The organism is Curtobacterium subtropicum (assembly GCF_030362975.1).
Taxonomy (GTDB): domain Bacteria; phylum Actinomycetota; class Actinomycetes; order Actinomycetales; family Microbacteriaceae; genus Curtobacterium; species Curtobacterium subtropicum.
In genome coordinates this window covers 591,161-612,950 of record NZ_JAUCMM010000001.1, presented here as the reverse complement: position 1 = coordinate 612,950, position 21,790 = coordinate 591,161, and the positions used below count along the sequence as shown (strand labels likewise).

The 21,790-nt window shown below is 73.9% G+C and carries 19 protein-coding genes; 13 read left to right on the top strand and 6 right to left on the bottom strand.

Annotated elements, in window-relative coordinates; genetic code table 11:
- Positions 1 to 63: 63 nt before the first annotated feature.
- Positions 64 to 1,137 carry an alpha/beta hydrolase gene (locus QUG98_RS02790; RefSeq protein WP_289469103.1) on the bottom strand — a complete coding sequence of 358 codons (1,074 nt, stop codon included), beginning with the start codon at positions 1,135 to 1,137 and terminating at the stop codon, positions 64 to 66.
- Positions 1,138 to 1,292: 155 nt separating this feature from the next.
- On the opposite strand from QUG98_RS02790, the gene QUG98_RS02785 reads away from it, so the two are divergent.
- Together QUG98_RS02785 and QUG98_RS02780 are read left to right on the top strand one after the other, a co-directional pair.
- Entirely contained in the window at positions 1,293 to 2,147 is an 855-nt protein-coding gene (locus tag QUG98_RS02785; protein WP_289469102.1) for a PPK2 family polyphosphate kinase, read from the top strand.
- 265 nt (positions 2,148 to 2,412) lie between these two features.
- The gene (locus QUG98_RS02780) at positions 2,413 to 4,644 is read left to right on the top strand and encodes a DEAD/DEAH box helicase (RefSeq protein WP_289469101.1); all 2,232 of its coding nucleotides are present in this window, start codon (positions 2,413 to 2,415) and stop codon (positions 4,642 to 4,644) included.
- Positions 4,645 to 4,872: 228 nt separating this feature from the next.
- Here QUG98_RS02780 and QUG98_RS02775 read toward each other — a convergent pair whose 3' ends face one another.
- Positions 4,873 to 5,382, bottom strand: coding sequence for a mycothiol transferase (locus QUG98_RS02775; RefSeq protein WP_289469100.1), 510 nt, complete (start codon positions 5,380 to 5,382; stop codon positions 4,873 to 4,875).
- Positions 5,383 to 5,402: 20 nt separating this feature from the next.
- On the bottom strand, positions 5,403 to 5,957 hold the full coding sequence (locus tag QUG98_RS02770) for a MarR family winged helix-turn-helix transcriptional regulator (protein WP_289469099.1): 555 nt from the start codon (positions 5,955 to 5,957) through the stop codon (positions 5,403 to 5,405).
- Positions 5,958 to 6,215: 258 nt separating this feature from the next.
- On the opposite strand from QUG98_RS02770, the gene QUG98_RS02765 reads away from it, so the two are divergent.
- The 4 genes from QUG98_RS02765 (at position 6,216) to QUG98_RS02750 (ending at position 12,348) form a co-directional block, all read left to right on the top strand.
- The gene (locus tag QUG98_RS02765) at positions 6,216 to 6,815 is read left to right on the top strand and encodes a hypothetical protein (RefSeq protein ID WP_289469098.1); all 600 of its coding nucleotides are present in this window, start codon (positions 6,216 to 6,218) and stop codon (positions 6,813 to 6,815) included.
- 43 nt (positions 6,816 to 6,858) lie between these two features.
- Positions 6,859 to 8,076 (top strand): S26 family signal peptidase, encoded by a 1,218-nt coding sequence (locus QUG98_RS02760; protein WP_289469097.1) that lies wholly within the window; start codon positions 6,859 to 6,861, stop codon positions 8,074 to 8,076.
- Between the two features lie 91 nt (positions 8,077 to 8,167).
- A complete protein-coding gene (locus tag QUG98_RS02755; RefSeq protein ID WP_289469096.1) occupies positions 8,168 to 9,331 on the top strand; it encodes a metallophosphoesterase family protein in 1,164 nt (387 codons plus the stop codon).
- Entirely contained in the window at positions 9,331 to 12,348 is a 3,018-nt protein-coding gene (locus QUG98_RS02750; protein ID WP_289469095.1) for an AAA family ATPase, read from the top strand. The genes QUG98_RS02755 and QUG98_RS02750 overlap by 1 nt, the downstream gene beginning before the upstream one ends.
- 66 nt (positions 12,349 to 12,414) lie before the next feature.
- Here QUG98_RS02750 and QUG98_RS02745 read toward each other — a convergent pair whose 3' ends face one another.
- Both QUG98_RS02745 and QUG98_RS02740 read right to left on the bottom strand, forming a co-directional pair.
- Positions 12,415 to 12,591, bottom strand: coding sequence for a hypothetical protein (locus QUG98_RS02745; RefSeq protein ID WP_158407726.1), 177 nt, complete (start codon positions 12,589 to 12,591; stop codon positions 12,415 to 12,417).
- The gene (locus QUG98_RS02740; RefSeq protein WP_289469094.1) at positions 12,588 to 13,394 is read right to left on the bottom strand and encodes a class E sortase; all 807 of its coding nucleotides are present in this window, start codon (positions 13,392 to 13,394) and stop codon (positions 12,588 to 12,590) included. Before QUG98_RS02740 ends, QUG98_RS02745 begins: the two co-directional genes overlap by 4 nt.
- Before the next feature lie 111 nt (positions 13,395 to 13,505).
- On the opposite strand from QUG98_RS02740, the gene QUG98_RS02735 reads away from it, so the two are divergent.
- Entirely contained in the window at positions 13,506 to 13,946 is a 441-nt protein-coding gene (locus QUG98_RS02735) for a GNAT family acetyltransferase (RefSeq protein ID WP_289469093.1), read from the top strand.
- 58 nt (positions 13,947 to 14,004) lie between these two features.
- Here the strand turns inward: QUG98_RS02735 and QUG98_RS02730 are convergent, their stop codons facing one another.
- The gene (locus QUG98_RS02730; protein WP_289469092.1) at positions 14,005 to 15,027 is read right to left on the bottom strand and encodes an EamA family transporter; all 1,023 of its coding nucleotides are present in this window, start codon (positions 15,025 to 15,027) and stop codon (positions 14,005 to 14,007) included.
- A gap of 35 nt (positions 15,028 to 15,062) precedes the next feature.
- Between QUG98_RS02730 and QUG98_RS02725 the strand changes: the two genes are divergently transcribed.
- From QUG98_RS02725 to QUG98_RS02700, 6 genes are all read left to right on the top strand, one after another.
- A complete protein-coding gene (locus tag QUG98_RS02725) occupies positions 15,063 to 16,193 on the top strand; it encodes a CPBP family intramembrane glutamic endopeptidase (RefSeq protein ID WP_289469091.1) in 1,131 nt (376 codons plus the stop codon).
- A 9-nt stretch (positions 16,194 to 16,202) separates the two neighbouring features.
- Positions 16,203 to 18,041 (top strand): DNA helicase RecQ, encoded by a 1,839-nt coding sequence (gene recQ / locus QUG98_RS02720; protein WP_289469090.1) that lies wholly within the window; start codon positions 16,203 to 16,205, stop codon positions 18,039 to 18,041.
- Positions 18,042 to 18,150: 109 nt separating this feature from the next.
- Complete coding sequence (locus QUG98_RS02715; RefSeq protein WP_434533408.1) at positions 18,151 to 18,894, top strand: lysophospholipid acyltransferase family protein; 744 nt, start codon at positions 18,151 to 18,153, stop codon at positions 18,892 to 18,894.
- Positions 18,895 to 19,015: 121 nt separating this feature from the next.
- On the top strand, positions 19,016 to 19,471 hold the full coding sequence (locus tag QUG98_RS02710; protein WP_289469089.1) for a hypothetical protein: 456 nt from the start codon (positions 19,016 to 19,018) through the stop codon (positions 19,469 to 19,471).
- Between the two features lie 635 nt (positions 19,472 to 20,106).
- Positions 20,107 to 20,772, top strand: a complete 666-nt coding sequence (locus QUG98_RS02705) for a M23 family metallopeptidase (RefSeq protein WP_289469088.1) — start codon at positions 20,107 to 20,109, stop codon at positions 20,770 to 20,772.
- Between the two features lie 123 nt (positions 20,773 to 20,895).
- Positions 20,896 to 21,762: an NAD(P)-dependent oxidoreductase gene (locus QUG98_RS02700; protein ID WP_289469087.1), complete on the top strand. Its 867-nt coding sequence runs from the start codon at positions 20,896 to 20,898 to the stop codon at positions 21,760 to 21,762.
- The last annotated feature ends 28 nt before the right edge of the window (positions 21,763 to 21,790 follow it).

Below are 21,790 nucleotides of genomic sequence, written 5' to 3'. Positions count from 1 at the left end.
CCCGCACACCCGAGTCCGGGTGCCACCCGCACGGGGCACGGCCCGACCGTGTCCCGTCGGCCGTCACCGGAGCCGGTCGCGGAGGAACCCCACCACCCGCTCGCTCATCGCCCGGTCGAGCTGCGCGATCGAGTGCGCCGTCCCCTCCACCGCGACGAACGTCACCGGGACGTCGTGCTCGCGGAGCGTGGCGACGAACTCCTGCGACTCCCACAGCGGGATGAACTCGGCGATGGAGTGGCCGACGAAGAACGGTGCGGTCCTGTCGGTGACGTGGTGGCCGGGCGAGGCGGCCCGTGCGGCCGGGCAGTCCTCGTAGCTCCGGCAGCCGAGGTACAGCAACTGCTTGCGCTGGAACGAGGCCGACACTCCGTCCGGCTCGGTCGACCGCGTCGTGAGGTCGGTCGGACCGCTCAGGTCGACGACCGCCCGGATGCGATCCCCGGCCGCCCACGCAGCCGACTCGTGGTCGGTCACCGCGAGCATCGCGACGAGGTTGCCGCCCGCGCTGCCGCCGAAGAGCCCCACGCGGTCCGGGTCGATGTCGTACGTCTGCAGCGTCGTGGGTCGGAACACCCAGTCGAGCGCCCGTCGGGCATCGTCGAGGCCCGCCGGGAAGGGGTCCGTCGGCGCGAGGCGGTAGTCGATGTTCACGGTGACGAACCCCTCGGACGCCAGGTACTGGCACACCGCCCGGTACGCCGCGGTGGCCTTGTCGCCGTGCGACCAGCTCCCGCCGTGGACGAGCATCACCGCGGGTCGGCCGTCGCGGGGACGGTCGGCCCGGGCGTCCCGACCAGCACCACCGTCGGTCGGTTCCTCGGTCGGTTCCTCGGTCGCGACGTCCGACACGGACCCCGACGGCGACGGGCGCGGGGTCGCCGTTGGGGTCGCCGTGGTGTCCGGTGCGCTGTCCGGCGGCAGGCACACGTCGAGGCGCTGCAGCGGCTCCCGGCCGTACGGCACGTCGGCCACGACCTCGATGCCGGGGTAGCGCAGCGACAGCGGGTAGATCACGGGGTCGGCGGTCACGACGTCGTCGCGGTCGGCCGCCGGGGCACCGCTGCACGACCCGAGGGCACCCGTCGCCACGACCGCGGCGAGGAGCGCGAGCAGCGTGCGGCGGCCGGACCTCATCGCCGTCCACGCTAACCCCGCCCGCTCGACGCCGCGCTTCCCCGGAGCGAGTGCGGTGCAGGTACGCCCGGAAGCGCCCGGCGACCTCGCGCGTCCGCACCCCGCGTCCGGTGCCGCCGGGTGCCAGGATGGGCACGACACCCGCAGGAGGACCCGTGAGCCGTCGCAAGGCCTGGAACACCGACCCCGAACCGCTGCTCCGCGTCGAGGAGGGCTTCCGCCTCGACCGCGTCGACCCCGACGGCACGCCGGGCTTCCCCGGCCGGAAGATCGACGGGCTCGAGTCCCTCGCCGCAGGGGCCGACCGCCTCGCCGCGCTGCAGGAGCGCCTGTTCGCCGCGAGCACCGCCGGTGACCAGCGTCGCGTGCTCCTCGTGCTGCAGGCGATGGACACCGCGGGCAAGGGTGGCATCGTCTCGCACGTGGTCGGCGCGGTCGACCCGAACGGCGTCCACTACGCGGGGTTCAAGGCGCCCACCGCCGAGGAGCGTGCGCACGACTTCCTCTGGCGCATCGAGCGGCAGCTCCCCGCGGCCGGGCAGCTCGGGGTGTTCGACCGGTCCCACTACGAGGACGTCCTGATCCAGAAGGTGCGCGCGTTCGCCTCGCCCGAGGAGATCGAACGCCGGTACGGCGCGATCGTCGACTTCGAGGACCGGCTGGTCGAGCAGGGCACCACGATCGTCAAGGTCATGCTGCACATCTCGAAGGACGAGCAGCGCGAACGGCTCGGCGACCGCCTGGACCGCCCCGACAAGCACTGGAAGTTCAACCCCGGCGACATCGACGAACGGCTGCTCTGGGACGAGTACCAGCAGGCCTACCAGACGGTGTTCGACCGCACCTCGACCGCCCGGGCACCCTGGTACGTCGTCCCCGCGAACCGCAAGTGGTACGCCCGGCTCGCCGTGCAGCAGCTCCTGCTCCGCGCGCTCGAGGACATGCAGCTCACCTGGCCCGCCGCGGACTTCGACGTGGCCGAGCAGCGTCGGCGGCTCGCCGAGTCCTGACGACCGCTCCGGCCTGGAGGCACGACACCCCTCCGCCCCGTCGCCCCACTCCGCCGCGGGGCTGGCCAGGCGCGTCCGTGTCGCGTAGACTCCTTCGGTCGGCCTTCGGCACCGCGGCATCGTGACCGCGGGATTCGTTTGGGTGTGTGTGCGCTCGAGGGCTGGATTCACGTCGGACCGCGACGGGAAGAACCCCCTCTCCGCCTCAGAGCCCCCGCCGATGTCGCTGCCGGGCGCGCGGACGTCTGCACCCCGGAAAGTAGCAATGGCCCCGTACGACAAGGGCGCGCGTCAGCGTGCCGACGACCGAGTCCGCCACGCGAACGGCACCCCCGCCGCGCGCAGCAGCAAGCACCGCGGCTACCGCGCCGCGGATCCGTCGCAGCCGCGTCAGAAGCAGCGCTGGGACGCCGAGGAGCGCCGTGGGCGTTCCGCACAGGGCGAGCGCCCTGCGCGTCCGAACTGGGAGCCGCGCGACGGCGGCCAGCGCCGTGACGACCGCGGCGGACGCGGGTACGACCGCGACCGCGGCGGGCGCGGCTTCGACCGAGACCGCGGTGGACGCGGCTTCGACCGTGACGCTCCCTACTCGCACGGCCGTCCCGACGCTCCGCAGGCTCCGCGTCGCGCCGGAACCGGCTCGCAGGGGCCCAGCGCGCCGCGTCGGTTCGACCGTGACGACCGTGCTCCGCGCCGCGACGACGACCGTGGTGCCCGTCGCTTCGACCGGGACGACCGCCCGCAGCGTCGCTCGTTCGACCGCGACGACCGTGCTCCGCGCCGTGACGACGACCGTGCCCCGCGACGGTTCGACCGTGACGACCGTGCCCCCCGTCGGGACGACGACCGTGGCGCCCGTCGCTTCGACCGCGACGACCGCGCCCCGCGTCGGGACGACGACCGTGGTGCTCGTCGGTTCGACCGTGACGCTCCCTACTCGCACGGCCGTCCCGACGCTTCGCAGGCTCCGCGTCGCGCCGGAACCGGCTCGCAGGGGCCCAGCGCCCCGCGTCGCTTCGACCGTGACGACCGCGGTGCCCGTCGCTTCGACCGTGACGAGCGCGCCCCGCGCCGTGATGACGACCGCGCCCCGCGTCGCTTCGACCGTGACGACCGCGGTGCCCGCCGCTTCGACCGCGACGACCGCCCGCAGCGTCGCTCGTTCGACCGCGACGACCGCCCACAGCGTCGCTCCTTCGACGACGACCGCGCCCCCCGTCGCGACCGCGAGGACGCCCGTCCGGCCTACGTCCCCGCGGACGACGTCAAGCTCGAGAAGCTCCAGGCCGAGGCGACCGTCGCGGCCGACGTCGAGGGCGTGACCTTCGCCGACCTCGGCATCGGCGGCAACATCTCCCGCACCCTGGCCGAGATGGGCGCCACGAGCCCGTTCCCGATCCAGGCCGCGACGATCCCCGACGTGCTGTCCGGCAAGGACGTCCTCGGCCGTGGTCGCACCGGTTCCGGCAAGACCATCGCGTTCGGTGCGCCCCTCGTCGAGAAGCTCATGGAGCACGGCGGCGGCACGAAGCGCAGGATGGGCCGCGCCCCCCGTGCGCTCATCCTCGCCCCGACCCGCGAGCTCGCCCTGCAGATCGACCGGACCGTGCAGCCGATCGCCCGCTCGGTCGGCCTCTTCACGACGCAGATCTACGGCGGCGTGCCCTACGGCCGACAGGAGGGCGCGCTCGAGCGCGGCGTCGACATCATCGTCGGCACGCCGGGCCGCGTGCAGGACCTCATGAACAAGGGGAAGCTCGACCTCAGCGAGGTCGTCGTCTCCGTGCTCGACGAGGCCGACCACATGTGCGACCTCGGGTTCCTCGAGCCGGTGCGGGAGATCCTCTCCGCGACGGCCGAGGTCACGCCGCAGGGCGACCGCGCGCAGAAGCTCCTGTTCAGCGCCACGCTCGACGCCCAGGTCGCGTCGCTCGTGTCCGAGTTCCTGCACGAGCCGAGCGTCCACGAGGTCGCCGGCGAGGACCAGGCATCCTCGACCATCGACCACCGCGTGCTGGTCGTCGAGCAGCGCCAGAAGGACCAGGTGCTCGAGGAGCTCGTCGCCGGTGACGGCAAGACGATCGTCTTCGCCCGCACCCGCGCCTACGCCGAGCGCCTGGCCGACCAGTTCGAGGACGCCGGCATCCGGGCGACCTCGCTGCACGGTGACCTCAACCAGTCGCGCCGCACGCGCAACCTGCAGCTACTCACGAGCGGCCGGGTGAACGTCCTCGTCGCGACCGACGTCGCCGCCCGCGGCATCCACGTCGACGACGTGTCGCTCGTCGTGCAGGCCGACGCCCCGGACGACTACAAGGCGTACCTGCACCGCTCGGGCCGGACGGGTCGTGCCGGCAAGGAGGGCACCGTCGTCACGCTCGTGCCGCGTGGTCGTCGCCGCAAGATCGAGGGCATCCTCGAGAACGCCGAGATCGAGGCCGAACTCGTCGACGCCGCCCCCGGTGACGGCATCGTCGCGGAGCTCGCCGCGCGCTGACCGCCGGCACGTCGACGCCCCCGTCTCGCTCCGCGAGAGACGGGGGCGTCTCCGCGAGACGCCCCCGTCGACCTGAGACGCCCCCGGACCTGACGGCGTCTGGCGAGACCGGCGGCGTCCGGCGGAACCGGCAGCGTCTCGCCGTGCCCTGAAGGCGACGCCGGGACGGACGGGAGGCGCGGTGTCGGCTGGCACCGCGCCTCCCGTCCGTCGTCCGGACGCGACGCGTCAGCGCGAGAAGAAGAGCAGTCCGCGCACGTAGCCGGCCTGGCCGGCGTGCTGCGTGCAGTCGTCGAGGATGCTGACGAGACGGGCGCCCCGCGTGACGGGCGGGTCCCACGCTTCGTCGACCACCTCGTCGAGGTCCTCCGGGGCGAGCGTGCCGAGGTAGGCGACCGTGCGTTCGTGCACGGCCCGCAGGTAGCCGGTCAGCAGCTCGGCGGAGGCGCGCACCCGTCCGACGTCCTCGCTCGACATCCCGTAGCCGAGCGCGTCGGCGGGGAACGGCAGGCCGAACCGCTCGACCCAGCCGTCGGCGGTCCAGACCTGCTCGGTGCCGGCGAGGTCCGCGACCTGCGCGTCCTGTCCGCGGGCGGTGTGCCATGCGAGCCAGGCGAGGGTGTTCGCGCCGGCGGCCGGTCGGGTCGCGAGCTGCTCGGTCGACAGGCCGTCGACCGCGCGCTCGACGGTCTCGGGCACGCGGGCGAACGCTTCGGCGAGGAGTTCCGCTGGGGTCATGCGGCCGACGCTACGCGGGCTCAGCTCGCGGTGGCCGCCCGGTGACGCCGCTCGAGGGCGTCGCCGACGCCCTCGAGCGCGAGTGCGACACCCGCTCGTGCGGCCGGCGCCACGGCGTCGCGGAACGCCGCGGCCCAGGTGGCCGCGACCTCACGCGCGACCGCCGTGCCCGACGGCGTCAGGTGCACGAGGATGCTCCGGCGGTCGTCGGGGTTCGGGCGGCGCTCCAGGTGCCCGTGGCGCTCGAGCCGGTCGAGCAGTGAGGTCGTGGCACCGGTGCTCAGCTCGAGCTGTTCGCCGGCCTGCTTCGGCGTGGTGCCCCCCGGCTCCGCGGCGGCGAGGTGCAGCAGCAGGCGCGTGTCCGTGGTCCCGAGGCCCCTCGTCGCGCTCTCGTGCGCGAGCACCCGTCCGTGCTGCACCTGCAGCACGCGGAAGGCTTCGAGCAGCCGGGCCACGCCGGGGTCGTCGACGTCCTCGACCGGAGCCGTCACCTCGACGTCGGGGGAGACGGGTGCGGGCGGCAGTACCAGCGGCGACGGGGTCAGCGGCGGCAGTGCGGGGGAGGTGTCCGTCACGGGTGCTCTTCTCGGGTGGTGACCGTGGGCCGGTCGGGGGTGGTGAGCGGACCCGGGTCAGGGGTCCTCGTGCTCGGTCCCAGGCAACAGGTGTCTCGACCATCAAGCTACCCCCAACAGAGGGGGTACTTCTTCACTTGTCATCATCACGGCGAGCAAGTAGCTTGATCGTCGTACCAAACAGGCACCGCAGCGCGACCAACCACCGCGGGTCCGGAGCCGCCACCGATCAGGATCTCTCTCCTCTGGAGGACAACCATGTCCCGTGTGTCCCCTCGCGCCGCTCGTCTCGCCGCCTGGATCGCCGTGCCCGCCGCCCTCGTCGCCTCGGGCGTCGTCGTGTCGACCGCCTCGTACTCGGCGTTCTCGGCCACCACCACCAACCCCACCAGCAACTGGACGGCCGGCACCGTCGCACTGACCGACGACGACGCGAACACCGCGCTCTTCACCGCCGCGAACCTCAAGCCCGGCTCGACCGACAGCAAGTGCATCACCGTGACCTCGACCGGCTCGCTGCCGTCGACCGTGAAGCTGTACACCACCTCGCCGTCCACCTCGTCCGTGCTCGCGCAGAACACCACGGTCAAGATCGAGCAGGGCACCGGCGGCGGGTTCTCCTCGTGCTCGGGCTTCACCCCGGCGGCGACCGGCGGGACCCTCTTCGAGAACACGCTGCCGACCCTCGGCACGCAGGCGACGAACTTCGCGTCGGGCCTCGGCGCCTGGACCACGACCGGCGCCGCGAGCGAGACCCGCGTCTACCGGGTCACGTACACGGTGTCCGCGAACACCCCGAACACGGCGCAGGGCACCACCGCGTCGATCGGCCTCACCTGGGAGGCCCAGAACAACTAGCGGGACGTCCCGCCCGAACGCACGCCCCCGGTCGAAGGCAGTCATGGTCAGCATCGCAGTGCACGGTGGTCACACCCCGCACGACGTGCTGCACGACGCCGTCGACTGGGGGCGTGTCGCCGTCGCCACGGCGGCCAGGGCGGTCGTGGCCACGCTCCTCGGACTCGCGCTGTGGGCGGCCGCCCCCGCGTTCGTCGGCTGGCACCCGACCACGGTGATGACCGGCTCGATGGCCCCGCGGCTCCTGCCAGGGGACGTCGTGGTGTCGCGCCCGGTCACGCCGGCCGAGATCCGTCCCGGGCAGGTCCTGCTCGCCGACGACCCCGACCAGCCGGGACACCTGCGGATGCACCGGTTCGTCGAACCCGGTCCGGACGGCACCGTCGTCACGAAGGGCGACGCCAACCCGCAGGCGGACTCGACGCCGATCGAGCGGTCCGCCGTGCACGGGGTCGCCGTCCTGCGGGTGCCGTCCGTCGCCACCCCGGTGCTCTGGATCCGCGAGGGTCGCTGGGTCGAGGTCGGGACCGCCGCGCTCGCACTCGTCGCCGTGCTGCTGCTCTGCACGGTCGACGCTCCGCTCCGACGCCGCGGCCCCCGGCACCGTGGCGACGGTCCGGCCGCGGGCAGCGGCGGTCGCGGGCGGACGGGCGACGGCCGGGAGGCGCGGCTCGCCCCCGCCCCGTCCCCTGCGGTCGGCAGCACGGCCGGTCCGCACCGCCGGTCGCCCCGTCCCGTCGCGCGCCAGGTCGAGGTGCACGGCCGTTCCCTGCCCGGCGCCGCCGTCCAGCGCGTCCGTCGGGTCCGGCGAGGCGGGACGCCCGGAGTCCTCGCCGTCGTCGCCGTCGTCGCAGGCGGGGGCGTGCTGCTGCCGACCGTGCATGCGGAGGCGGCTCCGTTCGGTCGGACCACGAGCACGGCCGTCCAGTTCGCGGCCGCCACGGTACCGGTCGTCACGTCGCTGTCGTGCACGAACGCGAGCGGTTCGGTCGTGATCGGTTGGGCCTACTCGGGCGACGGGCCGAAGTCCTTCACCCTGACCGACGACACCGGAGCCGTGCTCGTCACCACGACCGACGGGCAGGCGCGGAGCGCGACCGTCAGGCTCACCGGTGCGCTCGCCCTCGGCACCCAGCGCAGCGTGCAGGTGCAGACCAACGCCGCTGCACCGGGCAGCTGGACCTCGGCGCAGAGCGCACCGGTGGCGATCCAGTACACGTCCGTCGCCGGGCTCGGGTCCGGCACGACCTGCGTGCGCTGACGGCCCTGCACAGGAACGCCGTGGCCTCCGGTCCTCCACAGGGCGGCACGGGGTCGCCGGTGATGTCCCCGGCCGCCGCTACCGTGACGGCATGCGGATCCTCCACACCGGCGACTGGCACCTCGGCCGCACGCTGCTCGGTGCGGACCTGCTCGGACACCAGTCGGTCTTCGCGGACTTCCTCGTCGACACGGTCCGCGAGCGCTCGGTCGACCTGGTCGTGATCGCCGGTGACGTCTACGACCGGGCCATCCCACCGGTCGACGCCGTCCGGCTGCTCTCGCGGACGCTCGAACGCCTGGCGGGGACGGCGACGGTCGTGCTGACGCCGGGCAACCACGACTCCGCCGCCCGACTCGGCTTCGGCGCGGGGGTCATGCACGACCGCGTCCGGATCCTGGCGGAGCCCGCGGGCATCGGCACACCGGTGCTCCTGACCGACGACGACGGCCCGGTCGCCGTGTACGGCATCCCGTTCCTGCACCCCGACCTGACGCGTCACGCCCTGGCCGAGGTGCCCGACGAACCCCTCGCCCGGTCGCACCAGGCGGTGGTCGGGGCGGCGACCGGACGCATCCGCGCCGACCTCGCGACGCGCCCCGGCACCCGCAGCGTCGTCGTCGCGCACGCCTTCGTCAGCGGCGCCGCACCGAGCGACAGCGAGCAGGACATCCGCGTCGGCGGGGTCGACCAGGTCGCGGCGTCGGTGTTCGACGGCATCGACTACGTCGCGCTCGGGCACCTCCACGGGCCGCAGCGCGTGGGCACCGGCGACCGCATCCGCTACGCGGGCTCACCGCTGGCGTTCTCCTTCGGGGAGCGGCACCAGCGCAAGAGCGTCACCCTCGTCGACCTCGACGCCGACGGCGCGGTCTCGGTCGAGCTCGTGCCCGCCCCGGTGCCGCGTCGCCTGGTCGACGTCCGCACCACCCTCGCGGCGGTCGAGGCCGGCGAGCACCGTGGCGACGCCGACGCGTGGGTCCGCGTCGCGGTGACCGACACCGTGCACCCGGAGCGGATGTACGCCCGCGTGAAGGACCACTTCCCGCACGCCCTGGCGATCACCCACGAGCCGGCCGACCGCCCGGAACGGCAGACCGCCCGTGCGGTGACCGCGACCTCCGACCCGGTCGAGGTCGCCGCCGACTTCGTCGCGTTCGCCACGGGCACGGCGCCGACCGAGGACGACCGCGCGGTCCTGACCGAGGCGTACGAGGCCGCCGTCCTCACCCTGCACGACGACCGGGGGCGTTGATGTACCTGCACCGACTCGACCTCCGTGCGATCGGGCCGTACCCCGAGCTCGTCTCGATCGACTTCGCGGCGCTCGCCGCCTCCGGGGTGTTCCTGCTCGAGGGGCCGACGGGGTCCGGCAAGTCGACCATCATCGACGCCGTGGTCTTCGCGCTCTACGGCGGCCTCGCGGGCGAGGGCTCGACGCACGACCGTCTGCACAGCCAGCACGCGGACCCCGGTGTCGAACCCTTCGTGGAGCTCGTGTTCGAGACCGGGGCCGGCGTGTTCCGGGTCCGTCGGACGCCGCAGTACGACCGACCGAAGCAACGTGGTGCCGGCACGGTCCGGCAGCAGGCGTCCGCACAGCTCTTCCGGCTCGCGAGCCCGGCGGACGCCGTGGGCGAACCGGTGTCCTCGCGCATCCCGGAGATCGGGCTCGAGGTCACGCGGGTCGTCGGACTCGACCGCGCGCAGTTCCTGCAGACGGTCGTGCTGCCGCAGGGCGAGTTCGCCCGGTTCCTCCGCGCGCCGGGCGAGGACCGCCGGAAGCTCCTGCAGTCGCTCTTCGGCACCCAGGTCTACGACCGCACCGCCGACGAGCTCGCCGCCCGCCGGCGCGAGGTCCAGGCCGAGGTCGACTCTGCCGACGCCCGGGTCCGGGACGCGCTCAACCGGTTCGCCCAGGCGGCCGGCGAGTCGGAAGCGACCGAGCCCTCGGTGGCGGGGACCCTCGACGCGCTCCGGGTCCGGGCCGAGGACACCGCAGCGCGTCGCGCCGAGGCGGTCGCGGCGGCGGACCGTGCGCGCCTGCACGAGCACGACGTGGCCGCGCGGCTCCAGGCACGATCGCGTCGTGCGGCCCTCCTCGAACGCCGCCGCGCCCTCGACGCCGGTGCAGCCCGGGTCGAGGTCGCTCGCGACCGGCTCGCCCTCGCCGACCGGGCCGCCCGGGTCACGACGCCGGCCGACGGTCTCGATGCCGCCAGGGTCCGTGCGGACGAGCACCACCGCCGGGCGCTCGACCTCCGGACGCGCCTCGGGGTCCCCACCGGCGTCGACGTCGCTGCACGGCTCGCCGACCTGACGGCGTGTGCCGCGTCGGTCCGACACCTCGTCGCGGTCGAGGCCACGCTCGACGAACGCCGCCGGACGCACGCGGATGCCGCCGATCGGGCCGCGCTGCTCGTCGACCGGGTGGCGGAGCTCGACCGCGTGCTCGGAGCGCGTCCCGCCGGACGGGCGGCCCTCGTCGAGGAAGCCCGGACCGCCGCCGCCGCAGCAGGCGACGGCGAGGCCGCCCGAACCGAGGTCGAACGCCTCCGTCGCGTCCGTGCGGACCTCGATGCTCGGGACGCCGCGACCGAGGCCGTGCGTCGGGCGGAACGGACGGTGGCGGACCGCCGGGTCCGGGCCGAGGAACTCCTGCGTGCCGAGCAGGCCCTGCGGGCACGACGCATCGCCGGGCTCGCCGGCGAACTCGGCGCAGCGCTCGTCCCGGGCGATCCCTGCCCGGTCTGCGGCGCGAGCGAGCACCCGGACGTCGCCGTGCCGCAGGACGACCACCCGGATGCGGCAGCCGTGGACGCCGCCGCCGACGCCACGCGTGCCGCCGACGGTGCCCTCGCCGAGGCAGCGGCGGTCCTCGCGGTCGAACGGGCGGACCTCGACCGCCTGCGCGCCGCGGTCGGCGGAACGGACGCCGATGCCCTCGCTGAGCAGGCCGCCGTCGCCGCCGCGCGCGTCGAGGCCGCTCGGGCCGCGGCCGTCCGTGTCGCCGAGATCGAGCGGCGCCGCACGGCGCACGACGACGAGACCCGGGCCCTCGAACGCGAGCACACCACGGTGCAGGCCGAGCACGCCGTCCTCGTCGGGACGAGTGCGGCCGAGGGAGAGCGGCTCGACCACGACACCGCCACCGTCACGGAGGCGCGGGTCCGTGCAGCGTCGCTCGCGGACAGCCCCTGGGTGCCGGCCGACGGATCCGCGACACCGGACGACCGCGGGCTCGCGCAGGCGGTGCGGCAGCTCGACGACCTCGCCGCCCGGGCCGTCGAGGTCACCGCTGCCGAGGCGCAGGCGGCGACGGCCGCGCAGACCGTGGTCGAACGGACCGCCGAGGTCGCCCGCGCGCTGGCGGAACAGGGCTTCGACACGGTCGACGCGGCGCGGGCCGCGCTGCTCCCGCCCGACCGGACGACCGCACTGCAGGCCGAGGTCGCCGCGGCCGACCGAGAACGCGCCGTGGTCGACGCGGGCCTCGCGGAACCCTCCGTGGTCGCTGCCGCCGACGACCTCGACGCCGGGCCGGACACCGCGCTCGACCTGGACGCGGCTCGTTCAGCCCACGTCGCCGCGGCCGAGCGGGCCGACGACGCCGTGCGCTCGGCGGTCTCGGCGTCCGACCGGGCCGAGGCCGCGGCCGGCTGTGCCGTCGAGGTGGACCGCGCCGTCCGGGCCCGCGACGACACGTCCGCCCGGAGCCGGGCGATCGTGCGCCTGGCCGACGTCGCCAACGGCGCCACCGCGGTGAACCCGAGCGGCATCACCCTCGGCACCTACGTGCTCATGCGGCGCTTCGAGGACGTCATCGCGGCCGCGAACGACCGGCTGCGGGGGATGCTCGGCGGGCGGTTCACGCTCGAGACCTCCGACGAGCGTGAGGTCGGCTCTCGGGCGCGACGGACCGGCCTCGCGCTCGCGGTGCACGACCACACCACCGACACCCGGCGCGCACCGGGGAGCCTGTCCGGCGGCGAGACCTTCACGGTGTCGCTCTGCCTGGCGCTCGGGCTCGCCGACGTCGTGCAGGCCGAGGCGGGCGGCGTCTCGCTCGGCACCCTGTTCGTCGACGAGGGCTTCGGCACCCTCGACCCCGAGACCCTCGACGACGTCATCGGTCAGCTCGCCCGCCTCACCGCCGGCGGACGTCAGGTCGGGATCGTCAGCCACGTCGAGGAGCTCAAGCAGCGCATCCCCGAGCGGATCGCCGTGCGGCGCACCGCCGAGGGCGGCTCGCGGGTCACGACCACCGTCTGACGACCCGCACGGACCGCGGGCCGACGACCGGCGTCGTCCGGGCCCCTCGGCCGCTGTCGACCGTGGTCAGGGGGACGGTGGTGCGTCCACCGTGCCGTCGGGCGGCGGAAGGATGTCCGCCGCGATCCACGGGAACACCCACGTGAAGAGCGCGTACACGATCACGGCGAGCAGCACGAGCAGCTCGAGGACCTTCAGGGCGGCGGGTCCGGGCAGGATCCGCCAGACGAACGGGAAGATCACTGCGGCGTCTCCGAGAGTTCCTTGGGGGTGCCCTCCGAGACGGGCATCCAGTAGTCGAGCTTGGCGTGCGTGATGTAGCGCTCCTTGGCGGACCACATCGGGTGGCACGCGGTCAGGGTGAGCCAGCGGTCCTGGGCCGACGGCGTGACACCCGGCTGGTTCGGCACCGGTGCGATCGTCTCGATCTTGTCCGGCGTGACGATCTGCGAGTCGGTGACCTTGTAGACGTACCAGACGTCGAAGTCCTTCTCCTTGTCCGTCACACGGACGACGATGGCGTCGTCGGTCTTCAGGTCCGCGATCTGGTTGAGCGGCTTCCCGTACGTCACGCGGTGTCCCGCGACCGCGAAGTTGCCCTCGGCGCCCGGCATGGCGGTGTCCTGGTAGTGCCCGAGACCGATCGTGTTGAGCACACGCTCTCGGTCCGTGCCCTCGCCGATCGGTCGGAGGTAGTCCGCACCGAAGCGGGGGATCTGCATCGTGCCGAAGACGCTCGTGACGTCCGGCGGTTCGGGGAGGACGGGGGCCTCGCCGCGGTGCTCGGAGCCCTCGACCTTCGGCGCCGCGCGCTGCCCGAGGTCGTCGACGAGCTTCGTCTGCTCGTTCACGGCGACGACGTCGGTCCACCACGCGGTCCACGCCACGTAGAGACCGGTACCGGCACCGGCGATGATCAGCAACTCGGCCAGCAGCGAGACGAGTGCGCCGCCGACGGTCTGGCGGGGCCTGGTGCGCCGTGGCGGCCGCGTGGCCTCGTCCTCGCGCGCCGACCGGCGCGTCGGGGCGGTGTCGTGTGCGGTCACGGTGCTCCTGATCCGGATGAGGTGGTCGGACAGGTCTATCAGACCACGGCGACCAGCAGGTGACGAGTCCTCGGACCTGTGGATGCACACGTGTCCCGCTAGCGTGGCGGGATGACCCCGGTGTTCCGCCCGTTCCGCCCCGACGACACGGAGGCGGTCGTCGCCCTCTGGGACGCCTGCGGACTGCTGCGGCCGTGGAACGACCCGCGGCGGGACATCGCGCGGAAGATCGCCGAGCAGCCGGAGCTCTTCCTGGTCGCCGAACAGCCCGACGGCGTGGACGGCACCGAGGTCGTCGGTGTCGGCATGGCGGGCTACGACGGGCACCGCGGCTGGGTGAACTACCTGGCGGTCCGCCCCGACCTGCAGGGCTCCGGGCTCGGACGAGCGTTCATGGCGGCGTTCGAACGACTCCTGGCCGAGCGCGGGTGCCCGAAGGTCAACGTGCAGGTCCGCGAGGGCAACGAGCAGGTACTCGGTTTCTACGCCTCGCTCGGGTACGCCCCGGACCGCGCGGTCTCGCTCGGCAAGCGCCTCATCGCCGACGACTGAGCCGGGTCGGAGCCCGAAACGGTCGGGTCGTGCCGGGTCTCGGGCTCAGCACCCTCCGCTACGCCAGCGCCAACCCGATCGAGGCGACGAAGGCGAGCACGATCCCGGTCCACTGCACCGCGGTCAGCCGCTCGCGCAGCACCACGCCCGCGAGCGCCACCGTGCCGATCGGGTAGAGGGCGTTGAGGACGCTCACCACCGGGAGCGCAGCGTCGCCCGAGCCGACGTGCAGCGCCGCCTGGATGCACGCGTTCGCCAGGGCGTCGAGTGCCCCGCAGGCCACGACGGCGACCACCGTCCGCCGCGACCAGCGCGACCGGCCCGACCAGCGCGACCAGCGCGACCGGCCCGACCACCGCGACCAGCGCGATCGGCCCGACCACCGCGACGTGCCCTGCCGCCGCTGCCCACGGGGACCGCCCGCGGCAGGCCGTCCGGCGGACGCCGACGGGGCGACGTGGTCCGCGCCTCCCGTCCGGACCGTTCCCGACCGCACCGCCACCACGACCGCCACCGCCCCGAGCAGCACCGTCTGCACCACCCGACCGACCAGGAGCGTCGCGACGCCCGCGTCCGCCGGCGCCGCGTCGTACGCGAGCACGATCCCGCCGAACCCGCACCCCGCCACCGCGGCCGTCACGACCCCGACCGCCGTCACCCGCGCTCCCGAGGTGTCCCGCACGGCCGCGACCAGCACGACCGCGACCACCGCCACCACGAGCGCGACCGACGCGGCGAGCGACAGCACCGTCCCGCCGAGCAGTGCGACCGCGACCGGGGTGACCGCGGCGAACACCGCGGTCAGCGGGGACAGCACGCTCATCGGACCGACGGCCAGCGCGCGGTACAGCAGCAGCACCGCCACGGACCCCGAGACGCCCGCGGCGACCCCGGCTGCGACGGCCGCGCCGGAGAGGGCCGCCCCGACGACCGGCACGCCGAGCACCAGCGGGAGCAGCCCGACCGCCGCCGCGACGGCCGCGACGGTGACGGCCCGGATCCGGCGGGCGGCGAGGCCACCGAGGAAGTCGGCCGCCCCGTACACGACCGCGCCGGTCAGGCCGAGCAGGACGGAGAGCACGGCTCCCATCCTGCCCGGGCCGGTAGCCTGCGCGGGTGAGCGTTCCCTACCACCGCCTGCCCCGCGTCGATGCCCGTTGGCGCTGGTGGCGTCCGCTCGTCGCGCTCGCGTTCCTGGTCGGGTACTACATCGCCACCCAGGTCGTCCTCGCGTTCGCGTACTTCGTGCCGATCGGTGCGACCCAGGGCGCCGCGGGGTTGACGAGCTTCCAGGACGACCTGACGAGCGGTGCGCTCGACCCTACCGACCCGCTCATCCTGTCGCTGACCCTGCTCTCCCTGGTGGTGCTGCTGCCCGGTGTCCTGCTCGCGGTGAAGATCGCCCGGATCGGCCCTGCTGGCATCCTGTCGTCGACGCGCTTCCGGGTGCGCTGGCGCTGGACGCTGTGGTGCCTGCTCCCCACGATCGTCATCGCGATCCCGATGTTCCTGCTGCAGACGTGGGGGATGTTCTCGTTCGACGGCGGCTTCGGCTGGGACCACGACGCGATCGGGCAGTCGACCGTCTCACCCGCCACCCTGACGTTCACGATCGTGATGGTCCTGGTGCTCGTCCCGTTCCAGGGCGCCGCCGAGGAGTACGTCTTCCGCGGGTTCCTCATCCAGACGATCGCGTCATGGATCCCGGTCCGGGTGGTCGGCGTCGTCATCGCCGTCGCGGTCTCGACCGTGGTGTTCGCCGCGGGGCACATCGCGAACGGCTACAACGTGTGGGGCATCCTCGACGTCGGCTCGTTCGGCCTGATCGCCGCGATCATCGTCCTGCGCACCGGCGGCATGGAGGCCACCGTCCTGCAGCACGCCTTCAACAACATCATGATCTTCGTGCTGCAGGCGCCCGGGTGGTCGAAGATCGACCTCGACTCCTCGAACAGCACGCCGGAGAGCTTCGTCTTCTCGTTCGCGACGTCGCTCGTCTTCTGGGGCCTGATCGAGCTCCTCGCGTCGTGGCGGAAGCTCGATCGTCGCTTCCCGGGACACGAGGCACCCCGTTTCCGCGGTCCGGTCCCGGTCTGGGCAGGGGGCCGGCAGTGGACCCGGCCGGGAGGCACGGGCTGGGCGGTCACGCCGGCTCGCGGTCGCGAGACGGACCGGACGACGACCGTGGCCGGTGCGTCCGCCGCTGCGCCTGTGGACGAGGCGGTGGGTGTCGCCCCGCGCTCGTAGGCTGGGTGCATGAGCACGACGACCACGACCTCGCCGTCGCGGGCTGCCGCGCTCGACGTCCTGCACCGTGTGTGGGGCTACGACGCCTTCCGCGGGCAGCAGGCCGCGATCATCGACCAGGTGGTGTCGGGCGGCGACGCGCTCGTGCTCATGCCGACCGGTGGCGGCAAGTCGCTCTGCTACCAGGTGCCCGCGCTCGTCCGCGACGGCGTCGGGGTGGTCGTGTCGCCGCTCATCGCCCTCATGCAGGACCAGGTCGACGCCCTCGCCGCGAACGGCGTGCGCGCCGCCTTCCTCAACTCCACGCAGGGCCCCGACGAGCGTTCCCGGGTCGAGCGGGCGGTCGTCTCCGGCCAGGTCGACATGCTCTACCTCGCGCCCGAGCGGCTGCGGCTCGAGTCCACGCGCTCCCTGCTCGACCGCGCGCGCATCGCCCTGTTCGCCATCGACGAGGCACACTGCGTCGCCCAGTGGGGGCACGACTTCCGGCCGGACTACCTCGAGCTGAGCGTGCTGCACGAGCGGTGGCCGACGGTGCCGCGCATCGCCCTCACCGCGACGGCGACCCCACAGACCCACCGCGAGATCTCCGGCCGACTCGGGCTCGACGACGCCGCGCACTTCGTCGCTGACTTCGACCGGCCGAACATCCAGTACCGCATCGAGCCGAAGACCGGCGCGCTGCAGCAGCTCCTGACCTTCATCAAGACCGAGCACAGCGGGGACGCCGGCATCGTCTACTGCCTGTCGCGGAACTCGGTCGAGCGCACCGCGGCGGCGCTCGCCGACCAGGGGATCCCGGCGCTGCCGTACCACGCCGGGCTCGACGCGAAGGTCCGCGAGCGCAACCAGTCGACCTTCCTGCGCGAGGACGGCGTCGTCATGGTCGCCACGATCGCGTTCGGCATGGGCATCGACAAGCCCGACGTCCGGTTCGTGGCGCACCTCGACCTGCCGAAGTCGGTCGAGGGGTACTACCAGGAGACCGGCCGCGCGGGCCGCGACGGACTGCCGTCGACGGCCTGGCTCGCGTACGGGCTGAACGACGTCGTGCAGCAGCGCCGCATGATCGACCAGTCCGAGGGCGACGCGGCGCACCGGCGACAGCTCAGCGCCCACCTCGACGCCATGCTCGCGCTCTGCGAGACGATCGAGTGCCGCCGTGTCCGGTTGCTCGCGTACTTCGGGCAGGAGTCGACGGCGTGCGGCAACTGCGACACGTGCATCGCGCCGCCCGAGCCGTGGGACGGCACGGTGCCCGCGCAGAAGTTCCTGTCGACGGTGGTGCGCCTCGAGCGTGAGCGCGGCCAGCGGTACGGCGTCGCGCACCTGGTGGACATCCTGGTCGGCAAGCAGTCGCCGCGCGTGCAGGAGCTCCGACACGACTCGCTCGCCACGTTCGGCATCGGAAACGACCTGGGCGAGGGGGAGTGGCGCGCCGTCGCGCGGCAGCTGCTGGCGCAGGGCTACGCCGCGGTGTCCGGCGACGGCTTCGGCACGGTGGTCCTCAGCCCGACGAGCGCTGAGGTGCTGAGCGGCCGGACGCGCGTGCTGATGCGCCGTGACCCGGTCAAGGCTCCGCGGACCTCACGAGCCCGACGCCAGGCGGTCACGGACGTTCCGCAGGAGGCGATGGGGTTGTTCGAGGCGCTGCGTGCATGGCGTGCGGCACAGGCCCGCGAGCAGGGGGTCCCGGCGTACGTGGTGTTCAACGACGCGACGCTACGCGGGATCGCCGCGGTGAAGCCCGCGGATGAGGACGCCCTGAGCGAGATCTCCGGCATCGGTGGGGCGAAGCTCGAGCGCTACGGACGAGCCGTCCTCGACGTCGTCGCCGCGCACGGCTGACGCTCCCGCAGCGGGTGCCCGCGGCAGTCACCGCAGACGCATTCCGCAGTCGGAATGTGGTCCCGACGGCGCTCACTACACTCGGAACCTCCCACGACGAGGAGGCCCGGTGCCCGGTACGACGAAGTTCGCCACCACGATGAGCCGTGCGGTGGTGACACCGCTCGCGCGTCTCGTCTGGCGTCCGCGCATCGTCGGGCGGAAGAACGTCCCGAAGCACGGGCCGGTCATCCTCGCGAGCAACCACCGCTCGTTCATCGACTCCCCGGCGATCACGCTGATGGCGCCTCGCAAGGTGTCGTTCCTGGCGAAGCAGGAGTACTTCACCGGCACCGGGCTGCGCGGCGCGGTCTCGCGGGCGTTCTTCGGCGGCATCGGTGCCATCGGCGTCGAACGCGGGGCCGGAGCGGCCGCGCAGCACGCCCTCGACCTCGGGCTCGAGCGACTGCAGGCGGGCGAAGCCTTCGCGATCTACCCGGAGGGCACCCGGTCCCTCGACGGTCGGCTCTACCGGGGACGGACCGGCGTGGCATGGCTGGCGTTGACGAGCCGGGCACCGGTCGTGCCGGTCGCGCTCACCGGCACGGAGGACGTGCAGCCCGTCGGGTCACGGCTGCCGAGGCTGGCCCGGGTCACCATCGAGTTCGGAGCGCCGATGGACCTGTCCCACTTCGGCGAGGCATCGTCCGGACGGGCCCGGCGACACGCGACGGACGCCGTGATGGAGGCGATCCAGGCGCTCAGCGGGCAGGAGCCCGCGAACGCCTACAACAACCCGCCGTCGACGATCGTCGAGCGGGTGAAGCAGGTGCTCCGGCGCGACGACCCGACACAGGCGGTCGAACCGGACTGATCTCGCACGCGCTATTGCACATTCTGCATATCAGTGGTTGAATCGTGCTCGTGCCCGAGGCACGAGCCCAGTCGGACCGCCCAGGACGGACCGATCCACCACTGACCGGAAGGCAAGCAGCATGTCCTCCACGCCCCTCTTCGACTCGATCTCGCAGCGCGCGCATCACGGTGCCGCGGCAGCCTCGGCAGCGGCCCGAGCCGAGACGCCGTCGCACGGCCAGACCCCGATCCAGCCCCCGGCGGTGGAACAGTCGTCGCGGTCCCGGATGACCCCGCCGGCCCCCGCCGCGGCCGTCTCGGTGACCGCCGCACGGACCCGGGTCGTCCCCGCGCCCACCTCGCCGCTGACCGCCCCGGTGCCCCCGATGCGCTCCGCCCTCGTGCCGGCCGCCCTGGTCGCCGCCATCGACGAGATCCCGCAGCGGGTCGGGTCCGCGCTCCCGAACGAGGTCGTCGTGACGCCCGACCAGCTCGCCCTGGTCGAGGCGGTGACGGACGCGATCACCCGCGCGGTGGTCGATGCCGTCGTCTGCGAGCTCGAGCGGATCACCCGCGACGGCGTGGTCCGCGGCTGAGTCGGCGGACACCGACGGCACCGGCGGAGGACGTCGGAGCGACGGAACGCCCGATCACGACGCGACCCGGCGCGACACGACCTCCGTCACGGTACGACCACCGACCCGACCTCCGTCACGACACGACCACCGACACGACCACCGACACGACCACCGACACGATGACCCCGACCGACAGCGCTCGCGTCGCGACCGCGACACAACCCTCAGCGACATCGCCGATCCGCCCCCGCGGAGCGGCCCGCCGGGCGGCGAACGCCTCCGTCGCACGGCCCGTCGGCGTCGGCCACCAGACCACCGGGGCGGCGGTCCCCCCTGCCGCCGCCCCGGTGCCCACCCCCGACCCCACCCTGTCCGGAGCACCACTGCCGCGCCGTCGGGAGCTCCGCGAGCGCCGCAGGTCGACGGCCACCTCCGGCGGTCCGCGCCGGACGGACCTCCGCGGCGGCGGCCTGCGCGCCCTGGCCCTCCGTCCGGGCACCACGGCCAGCCGCCGGAGGCGTGGAGCACCCGGCCCGCACGTCCCGGAGCTCCCGCACGTCCCCGGCCCTCGTCGGTCCGTCGTCGCAGCTCGGACCCGGCGCCCCGCCGCGCTCCCGGCGGCACGAGCAGGGTCGACGACGCGCCTGTTCCCGGTGACCGCGTCCGCCCTCGCAGCCTGCCTGGTCGTCTCCGGAGCGACGCCGGCCGCAGCACTCGACGACCCGACCGGGCTCGGTCTCGGAGCCGCACGGACGGCTGCACCCACTCCCGCGCGGCACCTCGCGCCCGCGCCGGAGCAGCACTACCGCGTCGCGTCCGGGGTCACCGTCACCGTGACCCGCGACGGCTTCGACGTGCGGCAGACCCGCGCGGGCAGTGCCCGCCACGGCGGGGTGCAGATCACGACCGGCGCGGGTGCGGTCCGCCCGGTCGCGGGCACGATCCCGACGGCCGGAGGCTTCGGCGGACGCCAGGTCGCCGGGTGCGGCGCCTGTTCGACGAACCACCACGGCCTCGACTTCGCTGCGGCGGCCGGCACACCGGTGGTCGCCGTGATGCCCGGGCGTGTGGTCTCCGCCGGTCCCCTCGGCGGGTACGGCAACCAGGTGCTCCTCGCGCACCCGGACGGTACGCAGACCCGGTACGGGCACCTGTCGCGCATCGACGTCCTGCCCGGGCAGTCGCTGTCGGCCGGCGAGCAGGTCGGCGCCGTCGGCAGCACCGGCATCTCGACCGGACCGCATCTGCACTTCGAGGTGATCATCGGCGGGGCACCCGTCGACCCGGCGCCCTGGCTCGCAGCGCGCGGCCTGTTCTGAGCCGTCGTCCTGCCCGGTGATCCATGGTCCAGCGGTCCGGCACGGCCCGTCCTCCCCGCGCAGGCGTAGCGTCGAGGTCGTCGTCGGCAGGGTGCCGGACGCAGGACGGAGACACTGGTGCGCGTGACGGTGCTGGGCACGGGGACGATGGGTGCAGGGGTCGCGAAGTCCCTGCTGCGTGACGGGCACCAGGTGACCGTCTGGAACCGCAGCGCCGACAAGGCTCGTCCGCTGGGTGACGACGGGGCGACGGTGGCGACGGACGCCGCCGCCGCGGTCACCGACGCCGAGGTCGTCATGCTGACCCTCTTCGACACCGACGCGGTCGTCGACGTCCTCGAGGCCGCCGCGGGCGATGCTCCCGCGGACGCCGTGTGGGTGCAGGCGTCGACCGTCGGAGTCGCGGGCACCGAGACCGTGGTGCGGCTCGCGGAGCAGTACGGCATCACCCTCGTCGAGGCGATGATGCTCGGGACGAAGGCCCCCGCGGAGCAGGGGAAGCTCACGATGCTCGCCGCTGGCCCCTCGGACGTGCTCGACCGCGTGGAGCCGGTGCTCGATGCCGTCGGTGCGAAGACCGTCCGTGCGGGAGAGCGGGTCGGCGACGGGACGGCGTTGAAGCTCGCCGCCAACGCCTGGATCGCGTCGATCACCGCCGCCACGGGGCAGTCGCTCGCGATCGCCCGAGCCCTCGGCCTCGACCCGCAGCTGTTCCTCGACGCGATCGACGGCACCGCGAGCGACTCGCCCTACGCGCACACCAAGGGCGCCGCGATGATCGGCGGGGACCTCGCGCCGCAGTTCGCCCTCGACGGCCTGCGGAAGGACATCGGCCTGATCGGCGAGGCCGCTCGGTCCGCAGGTGTGTCGACGACCCTGCTCGACGCACTCGACGGGGTCTACGGGCGGGCGAGTGCCGCAGGCCACGGTGGGGACGACATCGCGGCCGTCGGTACGGCGTTCACGGACGAGGGGACGTCGACCGACTGACCCCACGTGGACCGACCGACCGGACGTC